16 protein-coding genes are annotated in these 13,977 nt (G+C 43.2%); 7 read left to right on the forward strand and 9 right to left on the reverse strand.

Features of this window, described 5'->3' with window-relative positions; translation table 11 throughout:
* Window positions 1-53: 53 nt before the first annotated feature.
* Together aspS and DMB44_RS05735 are read left to right on the forward strand one after the other, a co-directional pair.
* Window positions 54-1,340, forward strand: coding sequence for an aspartate--tRNA(Asn) ligase (aspS, locus tag DMB44_RS05730; protein WP_110641712.1), 1,287 nt, complete (start codon window positions 54-56; stop codon window positions 1,338-1,340).
* Between the two features lie 264 nt (window positions 1,341-1,604).
* Entirely contained in the window at window positions 1,605-2,549 is a 945-nt protein-coding gene (locus DMB44_RS05735) for a 3-hydroxyacyl-CoA dehydrogenase family protein (RefSeq protein WP_110641958.1), read from the forward strand.
* Window position 2,550: 1 nt separating this feature from the next.
* Here DMB44_RS05735 and DMB44_RS05740 read toward each other — a convergent pair whose 3' ends face one another.
* Window positions 2,551-2,838 (reverse strand): hypothetical protein, encoded by a 288-nt coding sequence (locus DMB44_RS05740; protein WP_110641960.1) that lies wholly within the window; start codon window positions 2,836-2,838, stop codon window positions 2,551-2,553.
* A gap of 152 nt (window positions 2,839-2,990) precedes the next feature.
* Window positions 2,991-3,419 carry a multiprotein bridging factor aMBF1 gene (locus DMB44_RS05745; RefSeq protein WP_110641714.1) on the reverse strand — a complete coding sequence of 143 codons (429 nt, stop codon included), beginning with the start codon at window positions 3,417-3,419 and terminating at the stop codon, window positions 2,991-2,993.
* Between the two features lie 212 nt (window positions 3,420-3,631).
* Here DMB44_RS05745 and DMB44_RS05750 point away from each other — a divergent pair, with 212 nt between their 5' ends.
* The 3 genes from DMB44_RS05750 to queC all read left to right on the forward strand — a co-directional run bounded on the left by DMB44_RS05750 (window position 3,632) and on the right by queC (window position 5,823).
* Window positions 3,632-4,312, forward strand: a complete 681-nt coding sequence (locus DMB44_RS05750; protein ID WP_110641716.1) for a fibrillarin-like rRNA/tRNA 2'-O-methyltransferase — start codon at window positions 3,632-3,634, stop codon at window positions 4,310-4,312.
* A gap of 292 nt (window positions 4,313-4,604) precedes the next feature.
* Window positions 4,605-5,078, forward strand: a complete 474-nt coding sequence (locus DMB44_RS05755; protein ID WP_201796939.1) for a 6-pyruvoyl tetrahydropterin synthase family protein — start codon at window positions 4,605-4,607, stop codon at window positions 5,076-5,078.
* Between the two features lie 25 nt (window positions 5,079-5,103).
* A complete protein-coding gene (queC, locus tag DMB44_RS05760; protein ID WP_110641717.1) occupies window positions 5,104-5,823 on the forward strand; it encodes a 7-cyano-7-deazaguanine synthase QueC in 720 nt (239 codons plus the stop codon).
* Window positions 5,824-5,829: 6 nt separating this feature from the next.
* On the opposite strand, the gene mdh is transcribed toward queC, so the two are convergent.
* A complete protein-coding gene (gene mdh / locus DMB44_RS05765) occupies window positions 5,830-6,807 on the reverse strand; it encodes a malate dehydrogenase (protein WP_110641964.1) in 978 nt (325 codons plus the stop codon).
* 165 nt (window positions 6,808-6,972) lie between these two features.
* Here mdh and DMB44_RS05770 point away from each other — a divergent pair, with 165 nt between their 5' ends.
* The gene (locus DMB44_RS05770; protein ID WP_255414319.1) at window positions 6,973-8,379 is read left to right on the forward strand and encodes a gas vesicle protein GvpD basic region 2 domain-containing protein; all 1,407 of its coding nucleotides are present in this window, start codon (window positions 6,973-6,975) and stop codon (window positions 8,377-8,379) included.
* A 2-nt stretch (window positions 8,380-8,381) separates the two neighbouring features.
* On the opposite strand, the gene DMB44_RS05775 is transcribed toward DMB44_RS05770, so the two are convergent.
* On the reverse strand, window positions 8,382-8,993 hold the full coding sequence (locus DMB44_RS05775) for a peroxiredoxin (protein ID WP_110641721.1): 612 nt from the start codon (window positions 8,991-8,993) through the stop codon (window positions 8,382-8,384).
* Between the two features lie 74 nt (window positions 8,994-9,067).
* On the reverse strand, window positions 9,068-10,030 hold the full coding sequence (gene hemB / locus DMB44_RS05780) for a porphobilinogen synthase (protein WP_110641723.1): 963 nt from the start codon (window positions 10,028-10,030) through the stop codon (window positions 9,068-9,070).
* A gap of 99 nt (window positions 10,031-10,129) precedes the next feature.
* Here hemB and DMB44_RS05785 point away from each other — a divergent pair, with 99 nt between their 5' ends.
* The gene (locus tag DMB44_RS05785) at window positions 10,130-10,462 is read left to right on the forward strand and encodes a TA0956 family protein (protein WP_110641725.1); all 333 of its coding nucleotides are present in this window, start codon (window positions 10,130-10,132) and stop codon (window positions 10,460-10,462) included.
* 21 nt (window positions 10,463-10,483) lie between these two features.
* Here DMB44_RS05785 and DMB44_RS05790 read toward each other — a convergent pair whose 3' ends face one another.
* From DMB44_RS05790 to DMB44_RS05805, 4 genes are read right to left on the reverse strand one after another with little or no spacing between them, the layout of a single operon-like run.
* On the reverse strand, window positions 10,484-10,729 hold the full coding sequence (locus DMB44_RS05790; RefSeq protein ID WP_110641727.1) for a hypothetical protein: 246 nt from the start codon (window positions 10,727-10,729) through the stop codon (window positions 10,484-10,486).
* Entirely contained in the window at window positions 10,726-11,079 is a 354-nt protein-coding gene (locus DMB44_RS05795; RefSeq protein WP_110641729.1) for a hypothetical protein, read from the reverse strand. Before DMB44_RS05795 ends, DMB44_RS05790 begins: the two co-directional genes overlap by 4 nt.
* A gap of 4 nt (window positions 11,080-11,083) precedes the next feature.
* On the reverse strand, window positions 11,084-12,493 hold the full coding sequence (nuoN, locus tag DMB44_RS05800) for an NADH-quinone oxidoreductase subunit NuoN (RefSeq protein WP_110641731.1): 1,410 nt from the start codon (window positions 12,491-12,493) through the stop codon (window positions 11,084-11,086).
* Window positions 12,490-13,977 carry an NADH-quinone oxidoreductase subunit M gene (locus tag DMB44_RS05805; protein ID WP_110641733.1) on the reverse strand — a complete coding sequence of 496 codons (1,488 nt, stop codon included), beginning with the start codon at window positions 13,975-13,977 and terminating at the stop codon, window positions 12,490-12,492. The genes nuoN and DMB44_RS05805 overlap by 4 nt, the downstream gene beginning before the upstream one ends.

Raw genomic sequence — 13,977 nt, forward strand, 5'->3', positions numbered from 1 at the left:
GTATGGTCATATGCGGCTGGGATAATTTAATATAGCGTTTGCAATAAACGGCTATGCCCAGAACATACATAGGTGCTCTCAGGGGATTTGACGATGGTACCGATGTGGTCATATACGGTTGGCTGCAGGAAGCCAGGATCATGAAAAATGTCTCATTCCTCATTTTGAGAGATAATACAGGAATAATACAGGCAACATTCAAGAATGATGAAGCCACTCTTGAAGCCATCAAACGAATCAACAGGGAAAGCATTGTGAAGGTTCAGGGCGTGATCAATAAAAAGAGCGTAAGTAAATCAGGTATAGAGATAAAGGGAACCTCGGTGTCCGTGGTAAATGAGGCTGAAGCTCCACTACCATTGCCAGTTATAGATCCCGTTCAGGCGGATCTTGAGACCAGGCTTAACAGCAGATTTATCGATCTGAGAAAGAGAAACGTTTCGGCCATATTTCGCATTGAAAGCTCGCTTCTGTGGGGCATAAGAGAGTATCTGCATGGGCAGAATTTCATAGAGGTTCATACGCCCAAGATAGTCGCGGCAGCTACAGAGGGCGGCGCCGATCTTTTCCCAGTCCGTTATTTTGAGAAGGATGCCTATCTGAATCAGAGCCCACAGCTCTATAAGGAGGTTCTGATGTCCGCTGGATTCGATCGCGTTTTCGAGGTCGGCCCTGCGTTCAGGGCGGAGGAGCACAATACCACCAGACATCTGAATGAGTTCACATCTATAGATATAGAGATGAGCTTCGCCGATCACAATGATGCTATGTCAATGCTCGAAAATGCAATAAAGTCTGGTGTGGAGAATGCAATAAGGGCAAACAACGATGACTTCGAGGCTCTCGGGATATCAATAGGTGTTCCGGAAACTCCCTTCCCTAGGATAACCTATGAGAAATGCATAGAATTGTTGTCCAGCGAGGGCATTGATTTCAAGTTTGGTGACGATTTTTCTCCGGATCATCTGAGAATGATCGGATCTAGGTTTAAGGGCTTCTATTTCATAACCGAGTGGCCAGCCTCCGTGAGACCGTTCTACACAATGCCAAAACAGGATGATCCTAGGCTCACCAATTCATTCGATCTTCAATATCGTGAGATAGAGGTAACATCAGGTGCGCAAAGAGTACACGATCCGAAAATGCTGGTGGAAAGATTCAGAGAAAAAAAGTTGGATGTTAAATCATTTCAGTTCTATATAGATGCATTTAAGTATGGAATGCCTCCACACGCTGGATGGGGGCTAGGGCTTGAACGCCTTACCATGATTCTTCTTGGACTCAACAATATAAGAGAAACCACCTTATTTCCTAGGGATAGAACCCGTATTATTCCTTGATCTTCTATCTTTTCTACCCTCGTCAAAGACTAACCTATCCATGTCGTCGGACGATCCAATTTCGTCCTTCAATATGTCGTCGAGTTTTTTCGAGCCCATTGCTCAACATGATTATTACACAATTTCACTATATAAATTTTTTTATCCTGTTCTGTGATAAAACGTTCATAGATGAAATCGCGATGTCAAACTCCTGATCTATAAAATATCATGCTAAGACATGTCAGCGGCGAAGACATTTATTCCATATCGGAATACTTTATCATGGAGATCAAAACCGTTGGAGTGATCGGAGCAGGCACGATGGGTTCTGCTATAGCTGAACTTTTTGCCTATAATGGGTTCAATGTTGTTCTGAAGGATCAGAACATGGATCTGGCCAGATCAGGATACTCAAAGATAGAAAAAATAGTGAACGATCTGAAGAGGATAAACGATGAAAGACCTGACAAGGAGGTAGCCAGAATAGAGGGTTATGGAATAAGGCTAAGCGATGATCAGAAGGATACCATAAGAAAGAAACTAAAGGTCAATACCGAAATAGAGCCCATACTGAGAAGAATAAAGATAACGGATCAGTACTCGGATCTGTCAGAGTGCGAACTGATCATTGAGGCCGCATTCGAGGATCAGAAGGTAAAGGATCAGATCTTCTCGGATCTATCAGGATTCTCTGAAAGAGCCATAATAGCATCAAACACCTCCTCCCTGAGCATAACCGAAATGGCTGGCTTTCTGAAAAAGCCTGAGAACGCATTGATACTCCACTTTTTCAATCCGCCATATCTTCTTCCTCTTGTGGAGATCGTTCCATCCCTATATACATCAGGTGAGATCAGAGATCTTGCATTCAATTTGATATCCAGAATGAAAAATCACAGAGAGGGTATGGTTCCTGTAATGGTAAAGGAACGTGAAGGATTCATCGTCAACAGGCTCCTGATACCGATGATAAATACCGCTGCAGAAATGCTGGACAGTGGCATGGCCTCAGCAAAGGACATAGATACGGCAATGAAGAAGGGGGCAGGATTTCCAATGGGACCGCTTGAACTTGCAGATATGATAGGCATAGATGTAGTGGTGGACGTCATGGAGGTGCTTGAATCTGCCTATGGCGAACGTTACAAGCCATCGGCTATATTGAGAAGGATGAGGGAGGCAAAACAACTTGGAAGAAAAACAAGAAGTGGGTTTTATAAATATTAATTTATTTTATAGGGGTAAGATCAGTCCTCTGCTTGTTGAGCACCACAACGGTAGGTTCAACTATGTATTTGGACTTTGAGATCCGTGTAATAGAAATTAGGGCAGACTTTCTATTGTTGTTGGCAAACATCTTCCGAATCTCATACACAAGACTCTTGTTCACAAACAGTTCGACATATATAGGTACACCCCTGTTGTACCATATGGCGATTATCGAACCCTTGGAGACTCGCTCAATATCCTCCCTCTCTACTTCAACGTCTATTCGTTGCCCTATTTCTATTTTCAATTTGCTTACCCAATTTCTAATAAAAAAGACCATTATATAAGCTTTTCCTGTATTAAAGGTTAAAATCGTTTAATTTCGATAATAACTAATTTAAGCCATTTCAGAGAGCCACGAAGACGTTTATGTAGCAATTATGTCATATCAAAAAACCATCAGGAGCTTTTCTCCACAAGAGTTATGCCAAGTATCTTCTCAAGCTTTCTGGCAATCTTCAGATCGGGCATCAATTCTCCTCTTTCTATGCTCGCTATTACATTTTTTCTTTCAAATATCTTGGCTGCCAGATCCGCCTGCGACATGGCGAGTCTTTCCCTTGCGTTCTTCACCAGTTCGGCATAATCCTCAACAATATCAAGATCCTCTTCATTTACCCTTCTGACCGGTTTCTTTGCCGTGACTACCCTGGGCATAGGCTTATCCGGAAGCTGCACCTTTATCGGCTGTTCAACAGGCTTGAACTTGTTATGCTCTATGACCGGAGTGCCAAATTTGGCGCAGTCATCGCATACATTGAGGACGGCACCATCGATCATGATCTTCGTTGTCTTTGATACCTTTTTACCACACATTTCGCATTCCATAATGATTTATGCATGCCTTCAGGATAATTAATCTTTTACCAAGTTGATGAAGAAGAGTTACGCCATCCATCATATGATGTTCACCAATGCATGATTATACGGTATTTCGAGCATTGACTGTGCAGGCATAGCGGTCTTATCTTGCACATTACATCCCCCATTTCAGGTACAGTTCCCAATTTATTTATATTCATTAAATATGCTAAAGCAGGATGGTAGAGAGAAAGCAGAGAAGATCAGCCCAACCCGTCTTTCTATATGGCTCGAAGAGTATACTGAAGATTGGAACGAAGATATACACCAGAACGAGTAAGAATAAGAAGGTTTACGGTGAGGACATAATTAGATTCGATCATAACAATTACCGAGAATGGAAACCGGAGAGAAGTAAGCTTTCCGCCGCCATACTTAAGGGACTTCATCATATGCCGATAGGTGAAAAAAGCTATGTTCTCTATCTGGGAGCATCAACAGGTACAACTGTCAGCCATATCTCTGATATAGCCTCCCAGGGATCCATATTTGCAGTAGAAGTGGCCTATGAACCCTTTTCAAAGCTTCTCGACCTGTCAGAGCAGCGCGAAAACATTTATCCAATAATGGAAGATGCAAACCTACCGGAGAGATATAGTTTCTTCATAGATCATGTCGATGTGATGTATCAGGATATATCACAGAGAAATCAGATCGCAATATTCCAGAGAAACATGGAGAAATTCAATCCAAGATCGGCATTTCTCATATTGAAGACCAGGTCAATAGCCTCAACGCAGGATTCGAGGACTATTCTCAAAAAGACCGTAGATCAGATGTCCCCATACAATATCAGGGAGATCATAGATCTGTCACCCTATGATACCGATCATTACATGATCCTCGTCGATGCCAGATGATTTGAAGTGCATATTAATGATGATATTTCCCGGTCTGTTCTGTAACGTTTACGTTGCATTCGTCTCTGAAACTTTTTCCTCTATTCAATTTAAGAAGATGCATATATCCGTGAAACATTTGCAAGATCCCACCTTTGAAGGGTGCGCTCGACTGCAACAAAATGCGCAAATCACATTTCATAACCATATTTCTTAAGTCTCAGGATGCAGCCACATGGCTTTTGAAGAACTTCATCAAGAGATTAACGCGGAACGATCATCGATAATATATATGCATGTTCTATAGGGTATTATGAAATTGACTGTGAATGGCTGGTATACCAATATGCGGTTTTCGGCTGCGCATTTCATACCATCACACATAAAGTGCTCCCGTCTTCATGGTCATGACTATGGGATAATCGTGAACGTTGAGGGCGAACTGATGGATGGCATGCTTATAGACTTTATCGAGCTTAAGAATGCAATAAGATCTGTCATCAATGAAATGGATCATAAACTTCTTGTTCCTGCAAAGGCGAATATAGCAAAATACGACGAAGAAAAGGATGAATATGAGATAGTGTACAGCAACAAGAGGATGATCATCCCGGGTGAATTCGTGTATCTCGTTGACGTGAACAACACAACCAGCGAAGAACTATCTGCCTATGTAGCAAGGCGTGTTGGTGAAAAACTAAGGCTGAAGAAGAACATCAAAAAGCTTGAGATCTCCGTGGAAGAGGGGCCGGGTCAGGGAGTATTCTCGGAAGCCATGCTTCCCTAGATCGGATCCTGAGGGTGAGGAGGAGATGGAGGGGAAGAGAAAGGCTGTCGTGCTGCTCTCTGGTGGACTGGATTCAAGTACGGTTCTGGCCTATGCCATTTCGAAAGGCTATGATGTCCATGCCATTTCCTTTGATTATGGCCAGAGGCATTCAAGGGAGATGAAAAGTTCAGAGGATCTAGCGAGATATTACGGCGTGGATAGGAAAATAGTACATGTGGATCTCAGATCCATCGGGAAGAGCGCTCTGACCGATGATATAGAGGTTCCCACCAGGAGCCTGGAATCAATATCCGATGAAATTCCGGTCACCTATGTTCCAGCAAGAAACACTATATTTCTGGCCATTGCTGCAGCATATGCGGAATCGCTGGGATCAACGGACATATTCATCGGTGCAAATGCGATAGATTACAGCGGATACCCTGACTGCAGGCCTGAATATTTCAATGCCATGGAGAACGCACTCAGCCTTGGGACTGAGATAGGATTGAAACATGGGATGCATATAAACGTTCCACTACAGTATCTTACAAAGGGAGAAATAATAACACTTGGTATGAAGCTCGGCGTTCCATACCATCTCACATGGTCATGCTATCGTGGTGGAGATAAAGCCTGCGGTGAATGCGATTCATGCCTGCTGAGGTTGAAGGGATTTATGGAGGCTGGATCGGAAGATCCTATAAAATATGAAAAATATCCAGAGTTCTACGAACGATATTTAAAGGATAGAAAAAAATAATTTGGATCAGTGGTTGTGCTTAGTGATCCACTCATCCACCTTCTTTGAGCTGGCCTCAACCGAGGCAACGCTCTTCTTCCAGAGTTCCAGCTCATCCGGTTTGAAATCTATATCGTAGATCTCTTCCACACCCTGTTCTCCTATCTTTATCGGCACGCCTATGAACTTATCCTTAATTCCATAGTGATCCGCATGCTTTCCTGTTATGTATGCTGCGCACGGAATCACACGCTTCTTATCCATGATCACGGATTCAACCATGGCGGTTATGGATATACCGGGCGCATAGAAGGCGCTGCCTGTCTTCAGGTAATTAACTATCTCTCCGCCACCGAATCTTGTCCTTTTGACTATCTCGTCAATCTTCTCCTTTGACAGAAGATTCTCGATGGGTATACCAGCTACGCTCGAGTATCTTATGAAGGGTACCATATCATCGCCATGTCCTCCTATAACGAATGCATTCACGTCCTCAACGGATACGTTAAGCTCCTTTGCAAGGAATGTCCTGAATCTTGAACTGTCCAGAGAACCGCCGAGACCCATGATCTTGGACGGAGTGATACCCGTAAATTTCTGAAGCGCGTAGGCCATGATATCTGCAGGGTTGGATACCACAACGATTATGGAATCCGGTGAATATTTCTTTATATTTCTGGACACGTCTGATATTATCTCAACGTTCTTGTCGAAGAGATCGTCCCTGCTCATACCTGGTTTCCTTGCAAGTCCTGCAGTTACGACTATTACATCGCTTCCCTCCATGTTCTTATACTTAGATTCATCGCTGGTGCTGAATCCGACCACATCAAGATCGTATCTCCAGTGTGGTGCGCCTTCCTGAATATCAAGCGCCTTTCCCTCGGGAATACCGTCAACGACATCGAAAAGGTAAACATCGCCAAGCTGCTTTGCGGCCAAGAACTGAGCAACGGTTGCACCGACATTGCCGGCGCCTATTACAGAAATCTTCTTTCTTGCCATGGATGAGTATCTCTTCTTTATTAAAAAATTGTTCTCATTTTTATGTATTAACTGCAATGAAAAATGTGGAAAATTTAGCCATTCGTAAATAAATTAATATATAGAAAAAAGTTAGACATAACATAATCTGGGAGGCGTCGATGTAACTTGGCTACCGATCCTATCATGTATATATTCGAGCAATTTTTCGATCAACGTTTCGGAAAGTCCATGGTTATTAAGGGAAAGCCTGGATCTGGAAAAACAACCTTCACGCTTGATTTTCTCACATCCATAAGGGATCATCATCCCGTGTATTACATATCGTCAAGAACCACTGAAGCTTCGATAGCGGATGCCTACCCATGGATCAAGGAACGATTCAGCGGTGAGGGCGAGATAAAGAAGGTTAGAACCGACTATCTGAATCGCTTTGAAAGAATGGTAGAGGAAGGGAAATTTGGTGATTACCTTCGGGACGGCCTCATCATTGATACAAAGAAGATCGTGCCTATCATACATTCCCTTTACGAATTCGTCGATGCCCACAGCGGTGAGAGACCCATCATAGCTCTGGACTCGATTGACGCCATAGCTGAAGAGTACAACATACCTGAGGATTTTCTATTTCTTATGCTTAAGAATGATCTCGTCGAGGGTTCCGGAGCAAACCTGATATCCATACTAGAGGCGAAGCAGAATGAAAGGCTGGAGTACTTCGCAGACGGTGTTGTCAGCCTAGATTACAACATAAAGAACGATATGCTCATAAGGTCGCTCACGCTGGAGAAGATGAGGGGCATATCCATCGGGCCTTATCCAAGCTACATGTTTTCCCTTGCAGGCGGTAAGTTCAACAGCGTGATGCGGAGCAGCCTTGTGTTTCCTGATGTTAAATATGAACCAACAAGAATATCCGATCCGGCTGAATTCCAGGTATCTCTTGGCGATACTGAGTACGGGAAGCTGACGCCCGAGGGTACCGATACTGTACCTGGAGGTTCCATCGTTATTCTGCATATCAAGGATAAAGGGCCATCGGTCAACGACTTCGTCTCGTTATTCAAGACTAACCTCATCATCAACAATATCATTCAAGGACGCGGGGTGATCGATGTTACCGCCAGCGGATATGAAACATACACCGTTCTTCTCAAATCCCTGGCTGGAAAATATCTCAACAACTACATAACGACCTCAAAATCGGATATGATCAATCCGTACGTTATCTCGCTCAAAGGGGTCAGGTTGAAGGATGATATAAACCGTGAGATAATAGAGGTGAAACTGGCTCAGTCAAAGGGCCCTTATGTGTACTTCCTCTCCTCCGATTATCTATACCTTGTATATGGACCTGAATTTCTCAATCAGATCATAGAGGTGGTGGATGATATAAGGACCACCGGCGTCATATTCATAGTTGCGGATGATACAACCTATGATAAGATGTTTTCAGCATCGCATATCTCCCTTGATATATTTTCAGTCAATGGATATGCGGCGGTTTCCTCCAACAAAACATCGTCTTATCTCGTGCAGATAATACCTGATGAAAAAAGGTGGCCAAAAATAAGGTTTATAGAGATTGAATGATTTTATTTTACAAATTTGAGATACCAGGTCTTCACGCCGGGTTCTCCATCCCTCTTCAGACTGGCCTCCACGGTTGAAGGTGCTCCCTCTATTCCCTCCTGTCCAGGCTGCCAGTTTGCAGGCGTTGCTAGCTTACGTTCCCAGTTGAACTGGAGTGCCTTTATGACCCTTATTATTTCATCTATGTTTCTTCCAGTTTCGGCCGGGTAATATATCATCCATCTCACTATCTGATTCGGGTCTATGATGAATACTCCTCTCACCGTGGCTCCAGATTTCTCATCTATCAGGTTATACTGCCGGGCGACTTCCTTATCGATATCGGCTATTATCGGGAACGGTATCTCTATTCCGAAATGTTCCTTAATGTCTCTTATCCATGCTATATGGCTGTAAACGCTGTCAATACTTAGGCCGATGAGTTCCACACCCAGAGCCTGAAAATCTTTATAGCGCTCCGTGAATGCTATGAACTCTGTGGTGCATACTGGCGTGAAGTCGCCTGGATGCGAAAACAGCAAAACCCATTTTCCCCTGTAGCTTGACAGGGTTATAGGACCCTTGGATGTGTTCACGGTAAAATCCGGAGCTTTTTGTCCCAATGTAACTGGCATTCAGATCACCAGAGGAACAATGATAGAAAAAATATAAGGGTATTGAATTGTGCAATGCTAATATTTAATCTATATTATTTTGAATCAGTTAGTATTTGCTCGGTGAAATACGTTATAACGATGTCCGCACCTGCTCTGAATATTGATAGGATCGATTCTCTTATGGTGTCCTCTGAAAGATATCCATTCTTCACAGCATTGTAGATCATGTTGTATTCTCCACTCACGCTGTATGCGGCCAGCGGCAGATCAAATCTTTCTCTGGCCTTTGCGATGATATCGAGATAGAACAGGGCAGGTTTAACCATCACTATGTCTGCACCTTCGTAAACATCAAGGTCGATCTCTCTGAGTGCCTCTCTCTGATTCCTGTAATCCATCTGATAACTCTTCCTGTCTCCCACCTTTGGAGCAGATTCTGCGGCTTCCCTGAAAGGACCGTATAAATTGGATGAGAATTTTGAACTGTAGGCCATTATCATCACATTCTGGAAGCCATCACCGTCAAGTTCATCCCGTATTGCCGACACCTGACCGTCCATCATTCCACTTGGTGCTACTATATCGACACCAGCTTCAGCATAGCTCTTCGCTATCTTTCTGTATACCTCTAGAGTAGAATCATTATCCACATAGCCATTCTTGATCAATCCGCACTGGCCTGTGTCGGTATATTCGCACAGACAGAGATCGCCTATCGTTATGAGATCGGTACTTTCCTTAATGATGGATATCGCCCTCTGTATGACTCCATTCCGATCATATGCGCTGCTGCCAGTGCTATCCTTATGCTCTGGAACACCGAACAGTAGCACGGATCTGACACCTATATCTTCAAGATGCTTTGCATAATCCTTCAACTGGTTCAGCGGATACCTTCGTATTCCTGGCATAGACGCTATTTCAACAGGTTTCTGGATTCCTTCTTCAACGAATATGGGCATGACAAGTTTCTCTGGCCTTATATCTGTCTCTGAGAAAAGATCTCTGAAATTCTGATCTTTTCTGTACCTTCTCATCCTCACGATTGGAAACATGATGGTGCATTGCTTCTTGAGATAAATAGTATGTACAGATTCAATTATTAGCTGAACTTACTTGTTAAATAAATTATAGTATGATTGAATATCCGGATCATGACACTCTGCGCAATGTACAATATCTCGATAGCTGGATCTCATCCCACCACAATATGCGTGGTTATGGAGAGATTTCTCGAATCGTTTAACGAGCTCTACGACATAATTGACGAGGACGATCCTGACGTGATGATGGATTTTATCTCCAGGTATGCCAGAACAGACGAGATAATGCCGGACGATAAGACTGTTGGCTTTGTCGTTATAAATGCACAGAAGAAGCTCATGTCCGTTTCTTTCTCAGATATAGATGAAAACATGAAGCGCATCATAAGATCTACAGCAGAAAAATTCAAAAATAAAGGATTCAAGGTAGAAGCTGATCTCTAAAAAAGGATGAAAGTATAGACATCAGTACATGGTCAGATTGTATTTTTTATCCATATACTCATAGTCCCTGCGATTTCTAATATTCAACAGCTTCGTCAGTTCTTCCATCTTTTCTCTGTACCTGTCATCATAGATCTCTCTGCCGAGAACGAGCCTGCCAAGGTCATCATCATACATGACCTGTTCGCCGTATTTCTTGAGACAATGAATGCATTCTGCGGCTTCCTCCTCATCCTCAACATGCTGAAAGCACTCCTCGAAGCTCATCTATCATCACACCTCTTTCCATCATAGTACGGGAATCGCACGTTGTATCTGTCTATTGAAAAGAAGAGATAGTATGGAAAACTCTCAAGGAAATCTGGATCAACGTAAGCTGACAATTTCTCGAAATTCTCGTCCGTATACGATCTTAGGTCCTTCCAGCTCCGCCTTCCCTTCACGACCTCATCAATCAGGCTTATGAAACCATAGTACACGTCATATCTTGAGTCGCCTGTTGTTGATTTGTAGAGTTCTATCCTCTTCTTAGCGTTGAAAATTACTTTGTATGCATCGTCAATCTCGCCCGCCAGTAGGGCGCTTCTTATAACATCCATGTTCAAATTTCCATTCATCTTTTCACCCCACTATCTGCGATGAGATATTGACAAGCATCGGGAATATTACGTAGAGAAGACCTAGCAGTACAACAAGAGCTGCAGATATGATGACCATTGCCTTATTCCCAATATCCGTGGAGAATTCACCCTTTGGATCCTCCCAAAACAGGTATCTCATCACCTTCATATAATAGAAGACTGAAATGGCGCTGTTCAATATGGCTATTACAGCGAGCCACCAGAGACCTCCATCTATGACGGAGAGGAAGAGGAAATATTTAGCCAGGAAACCTCCAGTCAGAGGTATGCCCGCCAGACTAAGCAGCAGTATGGAGAAACTCGCAGCGACATATGGTGATTTCTTTCCGAGCCCAGCAATTGCATCGAACGTAACATTATCCTGTTTCACCATGTTCATGGCGAGGAAAGAGCCTCCCTTCATGAATATATATACCAGAGAATAGAACATTCCCGAGGCTATGGCAAGATCAACCGCTTTTGAACCGCTCCCTATTCCAACATAGGATACAACAGCAAGCACAAGTATAAGATATCCTGCCTGGGCCACTGAAGAATATGCGAGCAGTCTCTTAACATTATTCTGTGAGAGCGCTGCCACATTCGCATAGGTCATGGTCAACACAGAAAGAACAACGAAGAAATAGTATACCGGAGCAGTATAGGAGCTGAAACCAACCAGGAATATCTTCAGAACTATCACAAAGGCCATTATCTTTGTTCCTGTAGAGAGGAATGCCGATACATCGTTCTCAGTTCCATCGTAGGCATCGATGGCCCACTGATGCATGGGGAATATTGCAAGTTTGAACCCAAAGCCTATTAGAAGAAACAGCAGTGCAAGTAGCATCGATGACTTAGTTGCGGCTGAAATTATATTATTTGTGGATAGGACAAACGTGTGTACTGAGAAGAAATAGAATGCTACTCCCAGTATTATAAAGGTAGTCGCAATGGTTCCTGTGAAGAAATACTTTACAGTTGCCTCCAGATTCCTCTGCTTACCACCATAAGCAGACATGACATAGGTCATTATACTAACAGACTCGAATGCCACAAATGCTATTATCAGATTCCAGGTCGCAGCGACAAGTATCATACCGAGTGAAGAAAATATTAGCGCAGAATAGAAGATCTCTGATCTCTTTCCGAGGTATTTGGCAACGGGCAGCGAAATGAAGAGAGCCGATATCATCAGAACTATGGCAAAATATTCTGAGAATTTGTTCATCGTTATTCCGTATGCCGAAGAGTATGGTGTAAACAATATTATGATTATTGCTACCACAAGGGTTGCAAATGTAATTCCTGCATTGACACTCGATTTCCTGATTGGTATTCCAACGGCCAGGACTACAAAGCCCATGATCGCAAGGAATATCTCTGGATAGAAAAGGTCTATAGCGTTCATGATACCACCTTAAACACATTGCTGGTATAGTTAACCAGGTTATGGAATATGAGATTGGGATATATTCCAAGAAGGAATATCACCAGCACTAGGAATATCAGAATCAGGAATTCTCCTGCTTTCACATCCCTTATGAATCCTAGATTCTCATTGTACGGCCCATATAATGATCTCTGAGCAGTCCAGATATGGTATGATGCGGTGATTATCATACCGAATATGACAAAGAATATATACCAGCTAATCGCCTGAAACACCCCAACAACTATAGAGAATTCTCCGATGAAGCCAGCGAAACCTGGCAATCCCAAGGAGGCGAGGAATCCGATCAGCGAAAATGAGGCGAGCATGGGCGCCTCACGATATATGCCTCCGAGCCCGTACACAGAGTCCGTTTTTGCATTTCTGCTGATATAGTAAAGCGCAGAGAATACGAGGGCCATTATGAGACCATGTGCAACTATCTGGAACATTCCTCCTGAGGCTTCTATGAGTTTCACGCTGTATTCAGAACCAGTTGATTCTATTATGGATGCGGCAAATGATAGCGTCACGAATCCCATTGCGGAGGCGCTTGCGAAGGCCATCATCTTCTTTATGTTTCTCTGGAACATTGCGGTAAGTGCGAAGTATATGATACTTATGATTCCGAGAACCATCAGGAAGTAGAGAACCCAGAGGGGTATTGCCTTATACGCCTCCATCAGAATACCAAACAGCCCATAGCCGCCCATCATTGAAATTGCACCTGCCAGTATAACCGTGGCCGGATATGGCGCGGAATAATAGGAATCAGGAAGCCAGGAATGTATCGGGAATGATGGCATCTTTACCAGGAACCCAAACAGGAAACCGAAGAGAACGAAGCCGAGTTCAAATGGAGGAAGAAGGTGAACTATGCTCATCAACGGACCAATCTCGAATGTATAACCGCCGAGATATGTAAATGAATAGGAGTAAAGAGTGAATATTGAAAGCAGAATGAAGACTGATCCTATGTGCGTATAAACAAAGAATTTCAATGATATTGAATCCTTGTTGTCTCTACCATAACGCCCTATCATGAAGTAGACGGGAACGAGAACCAGCTCCCAGAATATGTAGAAGAAGAGGAAATCTCTAGAGATCAGAAGGCCTATGAGGCCCACCTCAACGAGCATCTCAAGACCAAAGAAAGCTGAACCATAGTCTCTTCCGGTTATGAGTATGGATACGAGCATAACTATGCCGGTCAGAATGAGCAGAGCATCGGTCAGACCGCTAACGCCAACTGAGAAATACAAACCTATGCTGCTGGATATTGTAATGCTGTATGATGAAACGAAACCACCTGTATAGGTGGAGAACCTCAGTATGGAGAATGCAGCTATCAGTATGAGTAGAACTCCTGAGAGGATCGATGCGACCTCCTTAGCATAACGTCCAGTGAAGAAAGTTGCGATCCCGAATACTATTGAAATTATCAAAATATCAAAAGCCAACAT

It is taken from the genome of Thermoplasma sp. Kam2015, assembly GCF_003205235.1.
Taxonomy (GTDB): Archaea; Thermoplasmatota; Thermoplasmata; order Thermoplasmatales; family Thermoplasmataceae; genus Thermoplasma.